Genomic DNA, 16,360 nt, shown 5'->3' on the forward strand with positions numbered 1-16,360 from the left:
GCCGTCAGCCCTGGTACGCCTTGGCGGCGGCGGCCTCCAGCGCGGCCGCGGTCGCCGCCGGGTCCGAGGGGTCGCGCAGGAAGTCCTGGAGCAGCTTCCACTCGCCGACGCCCTTGGTGCCGCCGAAGGCGGCCGGAGCCTGGTCCGACATGTCGAAGCGCACCGCGTCACCGGCCGCTATCAGCGACTCGGCGGTGGCCCGCAGGGTGTCGTCGCCGTACGAGGCCACGTCCAGCTTCTTGTTGGGGGAGAGGAACCCGCCCGCCTCCGCCCACACGGCGGCCGCCTCCGGGGTGGCCAGGTACTCGGTGAAGGCCTCGGCGGCCTTCTGGTTCCCGCCGTCCTTCAGCATGACGGCCGCGTCACCGCCGCTGACGACCGGGGCCTTGCCGCCGGCGACCGCGGGGAACGGGAAGAAGGCGGCGTCCTGGCCGATCTTCCTGCCGAACTGGTCCTTGGCGATGCCCGCGACGAAGTCGCCCTCGTAGACCATGCCGGCCTCCGGGTCGGGGCCGAAGACCTTCTCCACCGAGCCGGGGAAGTCGGTGCCCAGTGCCCCCTTCTGCCCGCCCGCGATCAGCTTCCGGTCGGAGAACAGCTCGCCGAGGGTGGTCAGGGCCTTCACCACGCTGGGGTCGGTCCAGGGGATCTCGTGCCGGGCGAGCCGGTCGTACTTCACGGGTCCGGCCTGGGAGAGGTAGATGTTCTCGAACCAGTCGGTGAGCGTCCAGCCGTCCTCGCCGGCCACCGCGAAGGCCGGCAGACCGGAGTCGGAGACGGCCCGACCGCTCTTCAGCATCTCCTCGTAGCCGGTCGGCGGCTTCACCCCGGCCTGCGCGAAGGCCTCTGGGCTGTACCAGACGGTCGACTTGTGGGCGGCCTTGAAGTACAGCCCGTAGAGCGTGCCGTCGACGGAGCCGTACTCCTTCCACACCGGCGCGTAGCCGGCGTCGACGGCCTTGCCGGTGGCCGGGGTCAGCGGCTTGAGCCAGCCCTTCTTCGCGAACTGCTGCAACACGCCGACCTGGGGGACCATCACCACGTCGGGGGCGTTGCCGCCCTCGATCTTGCTGCCGACGACCGTGGAGACGTTGTCCCCGGTGGAGGTGAACTGCGTCGTGGCGCCGGTCTTCTCGGTGAAGGCGTCCAGCACCTTCTGGAAGTTCTTCTGCTCGGCGCCGGACCACACCGCGGCCACGCTGAGGGTCTGGCCGCTGAGCTCCTTCTCCCCGCCGCCCGCGCTCACCGGGCCGCCGCCGCAGGCGGTCGCCCCGAGGGAGAGGGTGATCGCCGAGCAGCACGCCGTCGCCATCCGTCGTCGCATGGTCATCGTGGTACCTCCGAGGTGGTGTGGTCCCCGGTCCACCAGGCGGCGGTGGATCCGGGCAGGACGCCGGCCGGGCAGGGGCCGCTGGACAGCAGAGGGGCGCCGGGCGCCGGTGCGGGCACCGGGCCGGCGGTGAAGTTGACGGCGCAGACCAGGCCCTCGCCGCGCTCGAAGACCAGCACGCCGGGCGGGGAGGGCAGCCAGCGCAGCGTGCCCTCGCCCAACTGCGGCAGTCCGTGCCGCAGTTGCAGACCGTCCCGGTACAGGTGCCAGAACGAGCGGGTGTCGGCGAGCGCCCGGTCGGTGGCGTGCTCGGCGAACCAGCCGGGCTGCGGCAGCCAGGGCTTGGCGCTCTCCGCGCCGGCGCTGAAGCCGAACGGGGAGGCGTGGCCCGACCAGGGCAGCGGCACCCGGCAGCCGTCGCGGATCCGGGCCCGGTTGCCGGTGCGCCGGAAGATCGGGTCGGTGAGCACCTCGTCCGGCAGGTCCACCACCTCCGGCAGGCCCAGCTCCTCGCCCTGGTAGAGGTACGCCGCGCCCGGCAGCGCCAGCATCAGCAGCGCCGCGGCCCGCGCCCGGGCGGCGCCCAGACCGCTGCCCCCGGTGCCGCACTCGCCGTACCGGGTGACCGTGCGCACCTGGTCGTGGTTGTTGAGCACCCAGGTGATGGTGGAGCCGGTCCCGGCGATGTCCCGGACCGCCTCCTCGATCACCGTGCGGAAGGCCCCGGCGTCCCAGGGGGCGCTCAGCAGGTCGAAGAAGAAGGCCTGGTGCAGCTCGTCGGGGCGGACGTACTTGGCGTGCTCGCGGGCACTGGGGACGGAGACCTCGCCGACCAGCAGCCGTTCGCGGCCGTCCCGGGCGGTGTACTCCTCGCACACCGCCCGCCACTGGCGCCACACCTCGTGCACCTCGGGCTGGTTCCAGGCGAGCGGGTTGACCGAGTCGCGGGTGCGGGCGTCGGCCTCGGGGTCGGGGGAGTCCGGCAGCCCGGGATGCTTGAAGAGCCCGGCGGCCACGTCGATCCGGAAGCCGTCCACGCCCCGGTCCAGCCAGAACCGCAGCACCTGGTCGAAGTGGGCGGGCACCTCGGGGTTGCGCCAGTTCAGGTCGGGCTGCTCGGGCGTGAACATGTGCAGGTACCACTGGCCGGGGCTGCCGTCCGGCTCGGTCACCCGGCTCCAGGCCGGGCCGCCGAACATGGCGTGCCAGTTGTTGGGCGGGACGTCCCCGCCCGGGCCGCGGCCCTCGGCGAAGTGGAAGCGGGCGCGGGCCTCGCTGTCCCGGCCGGAGGCGAGCGCCTCGTGGAACCAGGCGTGCTCGGCCGAGCAGTGGTTGGGGACGATGTCCAGCAGCACCCGGATGCCGAGCCGGTGGGCGTCGGCCACCAGCCGGCCGAACTCCTCCAGGTCCCCGAAGACGGGGTCCACCTCGCGGTAGTCGGCGACGTCGTACCCGTGGTCGGCCTGCGGGGACGGGTAGAACGGGCTCAGCCAGACGCCGTCCACACCGAGCTTCTTCAGATACGGCAGACCGGCGCGGACGCCGGCCAGGTCGCCGATGCCGTCCCCGGTGCTGTCCAGGAAGCTGCGGACGTACACCTGGTAGATCACCGCGTCGCGCCACCAGGGCGGGGCGGACCGGTGTGTGCGGTGCTGCGAGAGGCCGTCATGGGCCGGAGCGGTGAGCATCACCCGTTGACCTGTTCCTCGAAGGGGTGCGCGCCATCCGGAGCGGGTAGCGGTTATGCATGCATGTTAGGTAGGCATGTCGAGAGGGTGTCAACGATGGTGCGGAAATCCGCGAAACTCTGCGGCTTATGTCCGGCTATGACAGGCGTGATGGTCGCCTGCGGCTACCTAACAGGTAAGTACGATCCGGCGAAGAGGTGAGGCGGGGGTCAGCGGCGGCGGGCGATGGCCGCGAGCTCGCCGGCCAGCCGCCGCACGGCGGCCGCGGGTGTCTGGTGCTGCGCCATCGCGTCCTGCGCCACGGCCTGCACGGCCAGGCTGACCTGCTCGTAGTGCGGGCTCTTGGGGCGCGGGGCCGCCGTCAGCAGGCTCTCCCGCAGCGCCGGCAGATAGGGGAACCGCCGCACCAGCGCCGGGTCCTCGTAGAGCGCCGCCCGCACCGGCGGCAGGGCGCCCTCGCTCAGCACCCGGCGCTGCACCGGCTCGCTGGTGAGGTACGCCAGGAGGTCGCGCGCCGACTCGGGATGGCGCGCGTGGCGGCTCACCGCCAGGTTGGAGCCGCCCAGCACGCTGGTGCCCGGCCCCGTGGTCCCGGGCAGCGGTACCGCGCCGAACTTCCCGGCCACCGCCGAGTCCTCGCCGGACGCCCCGGCGTAGGCGTAGGGCCAGTTGCGCAGGAACAGCAGCCTGCCCTCCTGGAACGCCCGCCGCGACTCCTCCTCGGTGTACCCGAGCGCCTCCCGGGGGATCCAGCCGTCCCGCACGCCCCGGGCCAGGAAGCCGATTCCGGTGCGGGCCGCCGCCGAGTCCACGGTCACCCGCTCGCCCTCGTCGCCGAGGATGGAGCCGCCCGCCGAGTACACCGCCTCCGCGGCGTTCACCGTCAGCCCCTCGTACGGCAGGAACTGGCCCGCGTACCCGTCGAGTCCGTACTCCGGCGCGAGGGTGCGCGCCTGGCGCTCCAGCTCCGCCCAGGTGCGCGGCGGCCGTTCGCCCGCCCGGGCCAGGATGTCCTTGCGGTAGTAGAGCATTCCGGCGTTGGTGACATACGGGACCGCGTAGAGCCGGTCGCCGTAGGTGGCGGTGCCCACCACCGGCGGCAGGAAGGTCCTCAGCGGGAAGCGGGCGCGGTCCAGCGGGGCGATCCACCCCGCGGCGGCGAACTCCGAGGTCCAGGCGACATCGATGTTGAGGACGTCGAACCGCCCCGCGCCCGAGCGCAGATCGGTGACCATCTGGGACCGGGTCTCGTCCGCCGAGTCCGGCAGCTCGACCAGGGTGACCCGCTCGCCCGGGTGCGCGCGGTTCCATCCGTCCAGCACCCGGCCCAGATAGCCGGTGAGATCGCCGGCCGTGGCCAGCGTCATGGGACCGCGTCCGCCGCCGGGCGCCCGGCTCCCCGGGGCCGTACCGGAGGCCGCGTACCCGGTCAGGACGATCATGGCGACCAGGAGGCCCCTCCCCGCGGCACGTATCCACCGCACAGGTTCCTCCCCGAGCACCCGGCGCAGGACCCCGGCGTCCTCCGTCCCGGGCATGTATACCCGTTAGGTATGGGCGATACTAGAGCCCACATCACCTCGGGAGCAGGCCAAGGAGGACAGCACGGGTGCGCCTTCCCCTCCTCGCCCTGCTGGCAAGGGGCCCCGCCCACGGCTACGAGCTCAAGCAGGACCTTGAGCAACTGCTGGGCGCCGCGTACCCTCCCACCAACGTCGGCCAGATCTACGTCACCCTCGGCCGGCTGGAGAAGTCCGGGCTCATCGAGGGCGAGGAGATCGCCCAGGAGAGCCGGCCCAACAAGAAGATCTACCGCCTCACCGAGGCCGGGCAGGAGGCACTGAGCGCCTGGTTCGAGGAGACGGCCGACGAACCCAGGGTCCGGGACGAGTTCTTCATGAAGCTCGCCCTCGCCCCGCGCACCGGGCTCGCCGACCAGATCGCCCTCATCAACAAGCAGCGACGCGAGTACCTCACCACCATGCGCAACCTCTCCAAGCTGGCCGCGGCCGAAGACCGGGACAACCGCATCGCGCATCTGCTCATCGAGGGCGCCATGCTCCACCTCCAGGCCGACCTCGACTGGCTGGAGCGCTGCCAGGAGGAACTGGAGGACCTGCGGTGACCACGGACGCCTCCCCGCCCCTGCTGCGCGCCGAAGGGCTGGTCAAGACCCACCACGGCGAGGGCGCGCCCGCCCACGCCGTGCGCGGCGTCGACCTCGACGTCCGCCACGGGGAGTTCGTCGCGATCACCGGCCCCTCCGGCGCGGGCAAGTCCACCCTGCTGCATCTGCTCGGCGGGCTCCAGCGCCCCGACGGCGGCTCGCTCCGGCTCGACGGCGAGCGCACCGACGGCTACAGCGAGGCGCGTTGGGCGGTCGAACGGCGCCGGCGCATCGGCATCGTCTTCCAGTTCTTCAACCTGGTCTCCAACCTCACCGTCGCCGACAACGTCGAACTCCCCGCCCTGCTCGCCGGCACCCCCGTCCGGCAGGCCCGCGCCGAACGCGTCAGGCTCCTCGCCGAACTGGGCCTGGAGGGCAAGGAGCGCGGTATGCCCGGCGAGCTGTCCGGCGGTGAGCAGCAGCGCGTCGCCCTGGCCCGCGCCCTGGTCAACCAGCCCCGGCTGCTGCTGGCCGACGAACCGGCCGGCAGCCTCGACAGCAAGGGCACCCGCGAGGTCATGCGGCTGCTCAGCCGCTTCCACCAGCGCGGGCAGACCATCGTGCTGGTCACCCATGACGCCCGGCTCGCCAGCGCCGCCGACCGGGTCATCAGCTTCTACGACGGCCGGATAGCCGACGACGCCGCACTCGGCGCGGTCCCCGCCCGCCGCACCGGCCCGGCGGCCGTCATCGACCTGAACGACCCCGAGGACTGACCGGCGTGCGGGCCATGCTGCGCTGGGCGCACGCCGATCTGCGCACCCATCGGGGCGAGGCGCTGTTCCTGGTCGCCGCCACCGCCGGGATCGTCGCCTCCCTGCTGCTGGCCACCGCTCTGTTCGGCTATGCCACCAACCCCTGGCAGCGGGTCTTCACCCAGTCCTCGGGCGCCCACTTCTGGATCCGCACCGCCCCCGCCGCCGACACCGGCCGGCTCGCCTCCCTCGACGGCGTCGCCGCCGTCTCCGGCCCGTACCGCACCGCCACCACCACCGCCGCCTCCCGGGGCGCCCGCGCGAACGTCGAACTGCGCGCCACCGGCCCCGCCCCGCCCACCACCGGCCGCCCGCTGATGGTCTCCGGCCGCTGGCTCGACCCGGCCGCCCCCGACGGCGTCGTGCTGGAAGCGGGCCTCGCCCGCGCCCTGTGGGCCGAACCCGGCGACCGGCTCACCGTCGCGGGCCGCAGCCGCACCGTCCTCGGCACCGCCGAGACCGCCGAGCGCCGCTACCGCCCCGGCGAACGGCCCGGCACCGTCTGGGCCCTGCCGTCCGCCGTGACCTCGGGCAGCGGCGCGGGCCAGGTGGTCGGACTGCGGCTCGCCGACCCGGACGACACCGACTACACGGTCCAGCGCGCCGTCACCGCCCTCGGCGCCGGGGCCGTCAGCGAGGTCTCCACCTGGCAGCAGGCCCGCTCCGACGCCCAGGGCGACACCCGGCTGCTCGGCCAGGTCCTCGGGCTCTTCGGCCTCGGCGCCCTGCTCGCCGCCGCGCTCGCCGTGTTCGGCGCCATCAGCACCCGGGTGCGCGGGCACCTGCGCGACATCTCCGTCCTCAAGGCCGTCGGCTTCACCCCCGGCCAGGTCGTCCGGGTCTTCCTGGTCCAGCATCTGGCGTTCGCCGTGCTCGGCGCGGCCCTCGCCGTCCTGCTCGTCCGGGCCGCGGGCGGCCGGCTGCCCGGGCGGCTCGGCGACGCGGTCCAGGTGTGGCAGGGCCTGCCCGGACACCTGGCCGCCCTCCTCCTCGTCCCGGCCGCCGCGGTGCTGTTCATCGGGGCGGCCACCTGCCTGGCCGCCTGGCGGGCGGGCCGCGTCCCGCCCGTACCCGTACTGCCCGCGACCGCGGCCCCCGGCGGGGGAGGGCTCTCCGGCGCGGCCCGCACGGCCCTCGGGCTGCGGATGCCGCCCGCGCTGGTCCTCGGCTGGCACCGGGCCTTCGGGCGGGGCCGCCGCGCGCCGTCCACCGTCGCCCGCCTCGCCCTTCCCCTGCTGCTGATCACCATGGCGCTCGGCGGCTGGACGACCATCGAACGCTTCGACAGCCGCCCCGAGCAGGTCGGCCTCGCCGCCGCGCTCACCGCCCGCCCCGACGCCACCCTCACCGACCGGGAGGCGGCCGCGCTGCTGCGGGCCCATCCGGACGTCACCGCCGCCCACCCCGGCCTGGAGGTCGCCGCCCTGGTGCCCGGCCAGACCGGCACCATCGCCCTGCGCGGCCTCGGCACCCGCGCCCACCCCTACCCGTACGCCCTCGCCGAGGGCCGCGCCGCGCACGGACCCGACGAGGCCGTCGCCGGTCAGGGTCTGCTCGACCTGCTGGACGCCCGGGTCGGCGACTGGATACGGCTGACCGTCGGCGGCCACCCCCAGGTGCTGCACCTGGTCGGCCGCAGCATCGAACCGGAGAACGGCGGCCGGGTGGTCTCCACCTCCCTCGACACCCTCCGCGAGAACCACCCCGGTCTGCGCCCCACCCTCTACCAGCTGCGACTGCGCCCCGGGGCCGACCCGCGCGCGGTGGGCGCGGACCTCGCCGAGGCCTCCTCCTCCCGGCTGGACATCCAGTCGGCCACCGGCCCCGCCGACCGCCTGACCGCCCTGCGCGGGGTCGTCGTCTCGCTGATCGCCGTCCTCGCCCTGATCGGCCTCACCGAACTGTCCACCGCCATCGGCGGCACCGTGCGCGACGGCGGGCGGGACCTGCTCGCCCTCAAGGCCATCGGCCTGACCCCGCGCCAGATCACCGCCGTCACGGTCACCGCGACCGGCTGCACCGCCCTGGCCGCCGCCCTCCTCGGCACCGCCCTGGGCGTCCCGCTGGCCCACTGGCTGATCGACCACGAGGCCCGGGCCACCGGCATCGGCGCGGGCATCGCCCACGCCCCGCCGATGCCGCACCTCCTGGCCCTCGTCGCCGCCGCCGTCGCCGGGGCGGTCGCCCTCGCCGTCCTCCCCGCCGCCCGCGCCACCCGCCACCGCCTCGCCGACACCCTCAGCGCGGTGGCCTGAGGCTCGCACCAGGGTTCCCGCCAAGGCGGTCGACACGGGCGAGGAGGAGAGCGGGAGCCGGCAGCGCAGGCTCGGCGGCTTCACCTCGGTCGAGGAGGACGCCGCCACCGCCCGCGGCGGTCCGGCGGCCGACGGGCTCACCGCCTGGCGCCGCGCCCGCCGCGCCGACGCCCTCGCGGTGCTCGCCCGCACCGGCCCCGCCACCCGGGCCCGGACCCCGCCCGCGGTCACGTGGCGGGCACCACGGTGGCGGTGCGGGCGCGTCGTCCTCGCGCCGGGCCTGTGCCGCCAAGGGGTGGTTTGAAGGGGTTTCCCGGTTCCGGGGAGGGCTCGGCGGCCAGGGTGTCCGGTGGCCCGGTCCGTTCGGGTCCGCCGCCGGGGACGGCGGTGTCCTGCGTAGGAAGCGAGTCCCATGACCGCCGTGTTCACCGCCGCGCTGATCGCCCGGCACAGCGACAAGGCCGTGTCCGTCCACGGGGAGAAGACGGACGACGGCACGGCCGTGGTCCAGTGGCCCTACCAGGGCGGCGACCACCAGAAATGGAACCTGGAGGCCACCAGCGGCGGCTACTACGTGGTGCGCGCCGTGCACAGCGGCAAGGCGCTCTCGGTGGACGGGGAGAGCACCGCGGACGGAGCGAAGACCATCCAGTGGGGCGATGTGACCGGCCCGCACCAGGAATGGCGCCTGGTGCAGAAGGACAACGGCTACTTCGCCCTTCAGAACCGCCACAGCGGCCAGTACCTCTCCGTCCACGGTGAGAGCCCGGACAACGGCACCGCGCTGGTCCAGTGGCCCGGTGGGGACGCCCCGCACCAGCAGTTCCGGCTCGGATAGCCCTTCCCCCCCGCCCGGTCGGCGGCTCCGGTGGCCCACGCGGTCACCGGAGCCGCCGGGGCCACCGGGCGGCTGAGGCGCCTCCTTTGCCGGAACGGCAAGGTCCCGTGCCGGAGCGCCGGGGGGCCGGGAAGACTCGGACGCGTGCACCCGCAGCAGGCCTTCCCCGGCCCCTCACCCCTTATGGAGTCCCGATGAGTACCACCCCACCGGTCCGCTACTGGGACGGCGTCTACGCGGCCCGGCGGCCGGCCGCCGATCCACGGCCGAACGCACGGCTCACCGAGGCGGTGAGCGGCTCGCCGCCCGGGGACGCCCTGGACCTCGGCTGCGGCGAGGGCGGCGACGCGCTGTGGCTCGCCCGCCGGGGGTGGCAGGTCACCGCCGTGGACGTCTCGGCGGTGGCGGTGGAGCGGCTCACCGGACTCGCCCGCTCCCACGGCCTGGGCGACGCCATCGCCGCCGAACGCCACGACCTGGGCGAGTCCTTCCCGTACGGTGCGTTCGACCTGGTCTGCGCCCACTATCTGCACACCCCGCTGGACCTGGACCGGACGACCGTCCTGCGGACCGCCGCGTACGCCCTGCGCCCGGGCGGGCGGCTGCTCGTCGTCGACCACGGCTCGACCGCCCCGTGGTCCTGGAACCAGGACCCCGAGGTCCGGTACCCGAGCCCGCGGGAGGTCGCCGCGGGCCTCGGTCTCGACCCGGCGGTGTGGACGGTCGAGCGGGCCGAGGCGCTCCGCCGTACCGCGACCGGGCCGGACGGCCGCACCGCCGAGGTCACCGACCACGTCCTGCTCATCGGCCGCACCCGCTGACCGGCACGTCCCATGAACCCGCCACCGCACCGCCGGACCGGTGACCGGCGACCGCAAGGAGGCACCATGTCCGCCGCCCCGCACCGCACCCGCCGCGACACCCCGCCGCCCCGTACCGGGAACAGCGAGGCCGAGGTACTGCGCGGCTTCCTCGGCTATCTGCGGACCTCCGTCGCCGCGAAGGTCGAGGGCGCCCCCGAACCGGCGGTCCGCACCTCCCCGGTGGCGTCCGGCACCAACCTGCTCGGCCTGCTCCACCACCTCACCCAGGTGGAGCGGGTGACGTTCCTCGGCGAGCGGGTCGGCGACTGGCAGGCGACCTTCCACGCCGCGCCGGAGGACAGCGTGGCCGAGGTCGTGGCCCGGTACCGGAAGGCGGTCGCCGAGGCCGACGCGGTACTCGACGACGTACTCGACGGGTGCGGCGACCTCGGCGCACCGCTGCCGCGCCCCCGGCCCGGCAGCCCCGCACCGAGCATCCGCTGGGCCCTCACCCATCTGATCGAGGAGACCGGCCGCCATGCCGGCCACGCGGACATCGTCCGCGAGCTGATCGACGGCTCGACCGGCCGCTGAACGCCCCCGGCACAGCCGGCCGTGCGCCGATCTCCCCCCATGACGACTGTGTGTCCGTCATGTGACCGGCATCACCCTCGTGTCGGCATGAAATTGCGTTTTCCCGATGCGTGAGGGTGGGGAAGCGGGGTAACCGCGCCGTCGTGACCGCAACCGCGGCACCGTGCCGGACCCTGTGCTGCGGAAGGCGATGTACATGCCCCTGACGACGGATGGGACCACGGAGCGGCGATCGCCGGTCGACATGGTCTCGGCCAGCGTCGCCTTCGACGGTGACCCGGCCTGTATCGCCGAGGCCCGCGACTTCGCCGCCGGGTTCCTGGACCGGCTGACCGCGGACCACGGCCAGGAGGTCTCGGGCCGCGCGTTCGCGGTGACCCAGCTGGTGGTCAGCGAACTGGTCACCAACGTCTGCAAGTACGCCCCCGGCCCCTGTGTGCTGGACCTGCGGCTGGCGGACCGGATGGTCGAGGTGGCCGTCTGGGACTCCGACCCGGTGCTCCCGCTGCCGCGCACCCCGGAGGCCGGACGGGTGGGGCAGCACGGCCTGGAGATCGTGCTCGCCGTGAGCCAGGGGTACGAGGTGCGCCGGGAGCCGGTCGGCAAGCGCACCCGCGCCCTGATCGCCCTCCAGGACGACCCGGGCGGCGCCCCCTCCGGAATGACACCGGGCGTCGCCTGACCCGCCACCCGCCCACCGCCCCCGCAGCCTCCCGGTGCCCGTCGGAGAACCCTCCGGCGGGCACCGCCCGTGTCCGGCCCCGGGGCGGGCGGATCACCGGACGGGTACGGGGCCGTTGGGCCGTACGAGGTATGGGATGCCGCCATCCGGGTATCCGAGCGGAGCCCGTTCGGGGGCATCGACGTGAAGGAGACCGCAGTGCTGATGGCACACCCCGCGATTCTGAGCGACCTCGTCAAGGAGTACGAGAGCCTGCGCACCCTCAACGCGCAGAAGGCCGTCAGCACGGACGTGCGCCGTCGGATGGAGGACGTGACCTACACCCTCTGCGTCTCCACCGGCACCCGGGACGCCGAGAGCGCCCTCGCGGTGGCCCGCCGGCAGCTCGCCGCGCACCGCCGCGACGACGCGGTGCTGGAGGCCTGAGCGGCCGTTCGCCGGACCGGGCCGGTGCCCTTCCCGGGCCCGAGGTGCGGTCCGGTGCGAGCCCTGCTTCCCTGGTGGGTGCCAGTTCATCCGTTTCCGAGCCCGATGCCGAGCCCGATGTCGAGCCCGTTCTTCGAGGAGGCCGTGATGAGTACCGCAGACGAGGCCCGTGGCCGGGTCCGCCAGATGCGCGACAAGGCGCAGCAGCTGGACCGGGCGGCGGAGGGCGTCGACGACCAGCAGGAGCAGCAGCGGCTCAGGGACAAGGCCCGCCGCCTGAGGGACCAGAGCGATCAGGAGTCCGCCATGGCGAGCGGCGACATCGATCCGATCATCTGATGCGGCCCCGGGGGTCACCGACCTGCTGATCCCCCTGCCTGCCGACACGGCGGCCGGTCCGTCCGGACCGGCCGCCGTTCGCCGTCCCGGGACTGATCCCGGCGGTCGGCCCGGTGCCGCGCGCCGGTGCGGTGCGTGGGGGACGGCCCAAGGGGTACGCGGAGGCGGACTGTTGCCCTGGTGTGCGACGTACGAACTGTGAGAGGCGGTCCCATGTCCGCGACCCTGACCCGGGTGCTCGGAACGGCCACGGCCGCGTACAGCCTGGCCCTCGTCGCCCGGCCCGAGGTGCTCGCCCGGCCCTGCGGGCTGGTGGACAAGGAGGGCCGGGTGCCGGGGCCGACGGCCCTGCTGATCCGCTCGCTGGGCGCCCGGGACGCGGCGATCGGCACCGCCATGGTCCTGGCCGGCGACCGCGCCTCGCGCCGGCTGGCCACCGTCTGCCGGATCGCCGCGGACGCCTCCGACGCGGTGGTCTTCGGCACGTTCCTCAAGGAGCCGGACAAGCGCCGCAAGGCCGTGGGGGTGGCGGCGGCCTGGGGTGTGCTGTGCGCCGCCGCCCTCTACGCCTCCGAACGCGACTGAGCCCCAGTCGCCGGACTGTCGCCGCCTAAAGCTATCGCCGCCGGGCGGTCGTCACCAGCGGTCGCGGTGGACGACCTCGGCCACCGGACGGCGCCGCACCGGGCCGAAGTTGCCGAGCGGCCGGCCCACCGGGACGGCGGCGAAGGTGTTCATGTCGGCGGGGATGCCGAGCACCTGCTTCCACTCGTCCTCCAGCATCAGGTGCCAGATGGTGATGTTGGCGGCCAGGCCCAGAGCGCGCGCCGCCAGCAGCAGGTTCTGCACGCCCGGGTAGACGCAGGAGCCCTCCGCCAGCGCCTGGAAGCGGGTCTGCCCGGTGGCCATCCGCTCCGCGGCCTGAGGGCCCAGTGCCTCGGCGGACGCCCGCAGTCCCTCCTCCTCGATACGCGGCGGCGGGAACCGGTAGCAGGGCACGATCAGCGCCGGGGTGTCGGCGAAGTGGTCGCGCTGGTACTCGATGGCGGCGACCATCCGCCGGTAGGCGGCCTCGTCCATGCCCGACGGCGCGTACCTGCCGGTGGTCGCGAGATAGGCGTCCACACACCGCCGCCACAGCGGTGCCAGCTCCGCCATGACCGCGCGGTCGGTCACCACCACGTACTCGAACCGCTGCATGTTGCCGCCGCTGGGGCCCCAGACGGCCGCCTGGACGAGCCGGTCGAGCAGCTCCTCCGGGACCGGGTCGGCCTTGAGGCGCCGCATGGCCCGCATGGTGGACATGGTGGCGAAGAGCTCGGGGCCCGCGGCCGGGCCGCCGGTCGCCACCGCTGCGGTGTCCGCCGGTGCGGTGTGCGCCGGTGCCGTCTGCGCTTCGGAAGCTTCGGAAGTCATGATCGCGAAGTGTAGGCCGGACGGCTGAGGTGGGGGAGGGGGCGTACGGCGGGGTTCACGGCCGCCCGCCGCCCCGGCGGGTGCCGTAGGTCCGGACCCGGAGGTACGGGGCGGCGTCCGGCAGCCGGTCCGGCTCGGCCGCGCCGATCCTCGCCAGCGCGAGCGCGCCGTCCAGTGAGGAGCCCGCGGGCGGCACCACTCGGACGCCTGGACGGGCGGCGGCCACCGCCTCCTGGAACGGCGTCCCCAGCAGGTCGCCGGCGGCGAACAGGCTGCCGCACCAGGACACCACCGGCCCCTGGCCCCCCGATGTCTCCATGCCCTCCGGGCCCCCGGGCAGGGCGGACACCACGGTGTCGGCCAGGTGCCGCGCGGCCCGCCGCCAGATGCCGAGCGCGACCGGGTCGCCGCGCCGGGCCGCGGCGGCCGTGTCCGGGGCGAAGGCGGCCATCCGCCCGGCGACGTCCCCGTACGGGTAGAGCAGGGCGGGCCAGCCCTCCGGCGGGCCGAAGCGCTCGACGGCCGCCGCCAGCAAGGCCGCCGAGCCACCCGGCCGTCCGTCGTGGGCGCGGGCCGCGGCCCGCAGCCCCCGCTGCCCGATCCAGGCGCCGGCGCCCTCGTCACCGAGCAGATGCCCCCAGCCGTCCCGGTGCGTCCACCGTCCGGCGAGGTCCGTGCCGAGGGCCACCGCACCGGTGCCCGCGGCCACCACGGCGCCGGGCCGGAAGCCGAGGGCGCCGACGTAGGAGGTCACCACATCGGCGGCGAGCACCACCCGCTCGGCACCGAAGAGACCGGCCAGGCCCCGGCAGACCTCCTCCGGTGCGGCGGTGAGATGGAGCAGCCCGCTCAGCCCCACCCCGACCGCCGCCACCGGGGGCCGCGGGGACGGCAGGGCGGCCCCCGCCTCCTCCAGTGCCCCGGCCAGACCGTCCAGCAGGGCCCCGGTGTCGATGCCCGCCGCCCCGACGGTCCGCCCCGGTGCGCGGAGCTCCACGGTCCGGGGGCCCGCCCCCTCACCCGGCTCCCAGAGCAGACGGATCCGGCTGCCGGTGCCGCCCACGTCCACCGCCGCCAGACAGGTCCCGGCCGGCGGCCGTACCCGGGCGCGTCCGCCCGGCGCCGTCGGCTCCTCCTGGCCTGCCACCGCCGGGCCCACGGTCCGCGCTCCCGCTGTCCGTTCCATGCGCCGGAACCTACCGGGGCCCGAGGCACGCTTCAACGGAGTGCCCCCGGGGCCCTCTCCCCGCACCCGCGCCCATCCGGACGGCCGTGCGCTCCGAAAACAAGGTGTGACCACCTCGACCGCACCTCCGTCCCACCCGCCCCGACCGCCTCGCCCGCCGCGTTCCTGGGGCGCCCGGGTGGTGCGTCCGCTGCTCGCCGGAGTGAGCGGGCTGCTGGCCGGGTACGCCGCGCTGGCCGTCGCCGAACTGGTGGCCGGACTCGTCCGGCCCGGCGCGGGCCCGGTGACCGCGGTGGGCGGCGCCGCCATCGACCGCACTCCGGCGCCCGTCAAGGACTGGGCGATCCGCAACTTCGGCGAGAACGACAAGGCGGTCCTGCTCTGGGGCATGCTCGCCGTCATCGCGCTGCTGGCCGCCGGTCTGGGACTGCTCGCCGGGCGCCACCGGCGGGCCGGAGCGGCCGGCATCCTGCTGTTCGGGGTGGTCGGCGCGCTCGCGGCGATCGGCCGCCCGGACTCCGGCTCATACGCCGACGCCCTGCCGTCGCTCACCGGGGCGGTGGCGGGCGCGGCCCTGCTGTATCTGCTGAGCGGCCGGCTCCCGGCCCCGCCCCGGGAGGCCGCCTCCGACGACGAGGCGGAGACGGGCTGGGACCGCCGCCGGTTCCTGGTCGCGGCGGGCGCCGCGGCCGCCGCGTCCACCGGGGCGGGGGTGGCCGGGCGGCTGCTCGGCGGGGCCAGGGCCGAGGACGCGGCCGCCTCCCGCGCGGCCGTGGTGCTGCCCGCGCCCCGGGAGCCCGCCGCCCCGCTGCCCCGGGGCGCCCAGCTCCGTATCCCCGGCATCTCCTCCTTCACCACGCCGAACCGCGACTTCTACCGGGTGGACACGGCCCTGGTCGTGCCCAAGGTGGACGCCGGGGCCTGGCGGTTGCGCATCCACGGCGAGGGCGTGCGCCGGCCGCTCAGCCTGTCCTTCCAGGACCTGCTGGGGCGGGAGCTGATCGAACGGGACATCACCCTGACCTGCGTGTCCAACGAGGTCGGCGGGCCGTACGCCGGCCACGCCCGCTGGATCGGGGTACGGCTGAAGGAGCTGCTGGCGGAGGCGGGGGTGCGCCCGCCGTCCCGGGGCGGCCCGGCCGATCAGCTGGTCTCCCGCTCGGTGGACGGGATGACGATCGGCACGCCCGTGGAGGACGTCATGGACGGGCGGGACGCGCTGCTGGCGGTCGGGATGAACGGCGAACCGCTCCCCTTCGACCACGGCTTCCCGGTCCGCATGGTGGTGCCCGGGCTGTACGGGTACGTCTCGGCCTGCAAGTGGATCCAGGACATCGAGCTGACCACCTTCGACGCCTATGACGCCTACTGGGTCAAGCGGGACTGGGCCGCGAAGGCGCCCATCAAGACGCAGGCCCGGATCGACACCCCCAAGCCGTTCGCCCGCCCGGGCGCCGGCACCGTGATGGTCGGCGGTGTGGCCTGGGCCCAGCACCGGGGAATCGAGAAGGTGGAGGTACGGGTGGACGACGGGCCCTGGGAGCGCGCCGATCTGGCCCCGGTGCCCTCCACGGACACCTGGCGGCAGTGGTCCTACCCCTGGCGGGCCGCGCCCGGATCGCACACCCTCACCGTCCGCGCCACCGACGGGACCGGCACCACGCAGACCGAGCGGCGCACCCGCACCGTCCCGGACGGGGCCAGCGGCTGGCACTCGGTGGTCGTCTCGGTGGAGTGAGCCCCCGCGCCCGTCCGGTGCCCGGCCCCGAGTACGCGGGGGCCGGGCATCCGGCCGTACGGGCGGGGGCCGCCGCGGGACCACAACGGCGGCGGGGGCCGGAATGTCGATCTACGACGCGGACAGTCGCCAGCAGTCCTTCG

Annotated in this window: 16 protein-coding genes; 11 read left to right on the plus strand and 5 right to left on the minus strand. The window is 75.0% G+C overall.

The features are described 5' to 3' along the window. Positions 1-4: 4 nt before the first annotated feature. The 3 genes from M1O15_RS26250 to M1O15_RS26260 all read right to left on the minus strand — a co-directional run bounded on the left by M1O15_RS26250 (position 5) and on the right by M1O15_RS26260 (position 4,502). Positions 5-1,330, minus strand: coding sequence for an ABC transporter substrate-binding protein (locus M1O15_RS26250; RefSeq protein WP_372499591.1), 1,326 nt, complete (start codon positions 1,328-1,330; stop codon positions 5-7). After that, the gene (locus M1O15_RS26255) at positions 1,327-3,018 is read right to left on the minus strand and encodes a glycoside hydrolase family 13 protein (protein ID WP_248636659.1); all 1,692 of its coding nucleotides are present in this window, start codon (positions 3,016-3,018) and stop codon (positions 1,327-1,329) included. The genes M1O15_RS26250 and M1O15_RS26255 overlap by 4 nt, the downstream gene beginning before the upstream one ends. 209 nt (positions 3,019-3,227) lie before the next feature. Beyond that, complete coding sequence (locus tag M1O15_RS26260) at positions 3,228-4,502, minus strand: ABC transporter substrate-binding protein (RefSeq protein ID WP_248636678.1); 1,275 nt, start codon at positions 4,500-4,502, stop codon at positions 3,228-3,230. A 125-nt stretch (positions 4,503-4,627) separates the two neighbouring features. Here M1O15_RS26260 and M1O15_RS26265 point away from each other — a divergent pair, with 125 nt between their 5' ends. The 10 genes from M1O15_RS26265 to M1O15_RS26310 all read left to right on the plus strand — a co-directional run bounded on the left by M1O15_RS26265 (position 4,628) and on the right by M1O15_RS26310 (position 12,462). Continuing rightward, positions 4,628-5,143 carry a PadR family transcriptional regulator gene (locus M1O15_RS26265; protein ID WP_248636660.1) on the plus strand — a complete coding sequence of 172 codons (516 nt, stop codon included), beginning with the start codon at positions 4,628-4,630 and terminating at the stop codon, positions 5,141-5,143. Next, complete coding sequence (locus tag M1O15_RS26270; protein ID WP_248636661.1) at positions 5,140-5,901, plus strand: ABC transporter ATP-binding protein; 762 nt, start codon at positions 5,140-5,142, stop codon at positions 5,899-5,901. The genes M1O15_RS26265 and M1O15_RS26270 overlap by 4 nt, the downstream gene beginning before the upstream one ends. 5 nt (positions 5,902-5,906) lie before the next feature. After that, complete coding sequence (locus tag M1O15_RS26275; RefSeq protein ID WP_248636662.1) at positions 5,907-8,195, plus strand: FtsX-like permease family protein; 2,289 nt, start codon at positions 5,907-5,909, stop codon at positions 8,193-8,195. A 412-nt stretch (positions 8,196-8,607) separates the two neighbouring features. Next, on the plus strand, positions 8,608-9,033 hold the full coding sequence (locus M1O15_RS26280) for an RICIN domain-containing protein (RefSeq protein ID WP_248636663.1): 426 nt from the start codon (positions 8,608-8,610) through the stop codon (positions 9,031-9,033). 194 nt (positions 9,034-9,227) lie between these two features. Next, positions 9,228-9,854 carry a class I SAM-dependent methyltransferase gene (locus M1O15_RS26285; RefSeq protein WP_248636664.1) on the plus strand — a complete coding sequence of 209 codons (627 nt, stop codon included), beginning with the start codon at positions 9,228-9,230 and terminating at the stop codon, positions 9,852-9,854. A gap of 66 nt (positions 9,855-9,920) precedes the next feature. Next, a complete protein-coding gene (locus M1O15_RS26290) occupies positions 9,921-10,430 on the plus strand; it encodes a DinB family protein (protein ID WP_248636665.1) in 510 nt (169 codons plus the stop codon). A 196-nt stretch (positions 10,431-10,626) separates the two neighbouring features. Further along, a complete protein-coding gene (locus M1O15_RS26295) occupies positions 10,627-11,112 on the plus strand; it encodes an ATP-binding protein (RefSeq protein WP_248636666.1) in 486 nt (161 codons plus the stop codon). A gap of 198 nt (positions 11,113-11,310) precedes the next feature. Then, on the plus strand, positions 11,311-11,538 hold the full coding sequence (locus M1O15_RS26300; protein WP_248636667.1) for a DUF5133 domain-containing protein: 228 nt from the start codon (positions 11,311-11,313) through the stop codon (positions 11,536-11,538). A gap of 147 nt (positions 11,539-11,685) precedes the next feature. Continuing rightward, positions 11,686-11,877, plus strand: coding sequence for a DUF6381 family protein (locus M1O15_RS26305; RefSeq protein ID WP_248636668.1), 192 nt, complete (start codon positions 11,686-11,688; stop codon positions 11,875-11,877). A 213-nt stretch (positions 11,878-12,090) separates the two neighbouring features. Next, positions 12,091-12,462, plus strand: a complete 372-nt coding sequence (locus M1O15_RS26310) for a hypothetical protein (protein WP_248636669.1) — start codon at positions 12,091-12,093, stop codon at positions 12,460-12,462. Positions 12,463-12,513: 51 nt separating this feature from the next. Here the strand turns inward: M1O15_RS26310 and M1O15_RS26315 are convergent, their stop codons facing one another. Beyond that, positions 12,514-13,293: a nitroreductase family protein gene (locus tag M1O15_RS26315; RefSeq protein WP_372499592.1), complete on the minus strand. Its 780-nt coding sequence runs from the start codon at positions 13,291-13,293 to the stop codon at positions 12,514-12,516. Positions 13,294-13,348: 55 nt separating this feature from the next. Continuing rightward, on the minus strand, positions 13,349-14,479 hold the full coding sequence (locus M1O15_RS26320; RefSeq protein ID WP_248636670.1) for an N-acetylglucosamine kinase: 1,131 nt from the start codon (positions 14,477-14,479) through the stop codon (positions 13,349-13,351). Between the two features lie 178 nt (positions 14,480-14,657). Here M1O15_RS26320 and M1O15_RS26325 point away from each other — a divergent pair, with 178 nt between their 5' ends. After that, entirely contained in the window at positions 14,658-16,217 is a 1,560-nt protein-coding gene (locus M1O15_RS26325; protein WP_248636671.1) for a molybdopterin-dependent oxidoreductase, read from the plus strand. Positions 16,218-16,360: the final 143 nt, after the last annotated feature.

The organism is Streptomyces lichenis, assembly GCF_023218175.1.
Classification (GTDB): Bacteria; Actinomycetota; Actinomycetes; order Streptomycetales; family Streptomycetaceae; genus Streptomyces; species Streptomyces lichenis.

Bases quoted from the DNA above. Each gene is read 5' to 3' on its own strand.
- M1O15_RS26250 (WP_372499591.1), bottom strand. From the start codon at position 1,330: ATGACCATGCGACGACGGATGGCGACGGCGTGCTGCTCGGCGATCACC.
- M1O15_RS26255 (WP_248636659.1), bottom strand. From the start codon at position 3,018: ATGCTCACCGCTCCGGCCCATGACGGCCTCTCGCAGCACCGCACACAC.
- M1O15_RS26280 (WP_248636663.1), top strand. From the start codon at position 8,608: ATGACCGCCGTGTTCACCGCCGCGCTGATCGCCCGGCACAGCGACAAG.
- M1O15_RS26285 (WP_248636664.1), top strand. From the start codon at position 9,228: ATGAGTACCACCCCACCGGTCCGCTACTGGGACGGCGTCTACGCGGCC.
- M1O15_RS26290 (WP_248636665.1), top strand. From the start codon at position 9,921: ATGTCCGCCGCCCCGCACCGCACCCGCCGCGACACCCCGCCGCCCCGT.
- M1O15_RS26295 (WP_248636666.1), top strand. From the start codon at position 10,627: ATGCCCCTGACGACGGATGGGACCACGGAGCGGCGATCGCCGGTCGAC.
- M1O15_RS26305 (WP_248636668.1), top strand. From the start codon at position 11,686: ATGAGTACCGCAGACGAGGCCCGTGGCCGGGTCCGCCAGATGCGCGAC.
- M1O15_RS26310 (WP_248636669.1), top strand. From the start codon at position 12,091: ATGTCCGCGACCCTGACCCGGGTGCTCGGAACGGCCACGGCCGCGTAC.
- M1O15_RS26315 (WP_372499592.1), bottom strand. From the start codon at position 13,293: ATGACTTCCGAAGCTTCCGAAGCGCAGACGGCACCGGCGCACACCGCA.
- M1O15_RS26320 (WP_248636670.1), bottom strand. From the start codon at position 14,479: ATGGAACGGACAGCGGGAGCGCGGACCGTGGGCCCGGCGGTGGCAGGC.